Raw genomic sequence first — 1,009 nt, forward strand, 5'->3', positions numbered from 1 at the left:
ATAAAAATTTGTCGAGGTGTTTTACCGGTTAAATACTCATCCNCTAAATCTATTTTTATAGGCGTCAGTATAGGTGATCGATTTCTGACTGACACGCTGTACATGTGAATTCTTTTGGAGTGCTTTGATCTCTTTAGCTGAAAATGTTATTTTACTCATGACGTCTCCTTGTCCCGTATTGTGAAATGTAAGTATATAAAAAAATACCTGTAGATAAAACACTCTTTTTCAAGTGTCCTAACTACAGGTACCAGTTTAAGTAAACCGTGGGAGGCCTCAACTTTAAAGATTTTCTCATGTTTGGTGAGCTTTCATTTCTGAACCCTCGTTAAATCCTTTATAAGAGGATTTAAGCGATGATTACATCATGCCGCCCATAGATTGTGGAGTTTTACATGAGCACATCATACAATCTAACCTTAATTAAAGCACACAACAAAACATTTGTTCTCCACTAAAATATTCACTCAACAATATAAAATAATATTGTTTTCGGCACCCATTCGGCACCTTTTTGGTGCCCAGGTTTTTTTTCTAATAAACGGATCGTTAGCAAGAAGCTATTGAGCTTATTCCACAAACGCGCCCTTTAATTGAATAACTTAGATTTATCCTAGAACCTAAAAAACACTTATTTCTAGTTTAACTAAAGCCCTTTACTTTAAGCACAAGCTTTATTGTTGAAGCCAGATCAAATAAAGCAGCCCGATTTATTTTTGAATCGACTGCCTTTTTTAATTTATACGTAACAAATTAGGATATCCTCCTTCCCCATAGTGCCAATCTGATCAAGGCAATAAAAATTAATGCTAATATCAGTATTATCATCCAAGAGAAGGGATTCTGATCAGCAATAGGTAAGGTAACATTCATACCAAAAAAACTAAATACAAGTGTAGGAAGTGTTAAAAAGACTGTCAATAACGTAAGAGTTTTCATTGTATTATTCAATTCATTCGATATTAGCGAAGAATATGACCCCGTTATACTGTTCAAAATTCTTGTATAT

1 protein-coding gene is annotated in these 1,009 nt (G+C 33.8%); it reads right to left on the bottom strand.

From position 1 onward, the window contains the following. Nucleotides 1-753: 753 nt before the first annotated feature. The gene (locus tag ASU00_RS26525) at nucleotides 754-996 is read right to left on the bottom strand and encodes a CorA family divalent cation transporter (RefSeq protein WP_330219564.1); all 243 of its coding nucleotides are present in this window, start codon (nucleotides 994-996) and stop codon (nucleotides 754-756) included. Between the last annotated feature and the right edge of the window lie 13 nt (nucleotides 997-1,009).

The organism is Peribacillus muralis (assembly GCF_001439925.1).
In the GTDB taxonomy this organism is placed as follows: Bacteria; Bacillota; Bacilli; order Bacillales; family DSM-1321; genus Peribacillus; species Peribacillus muralis.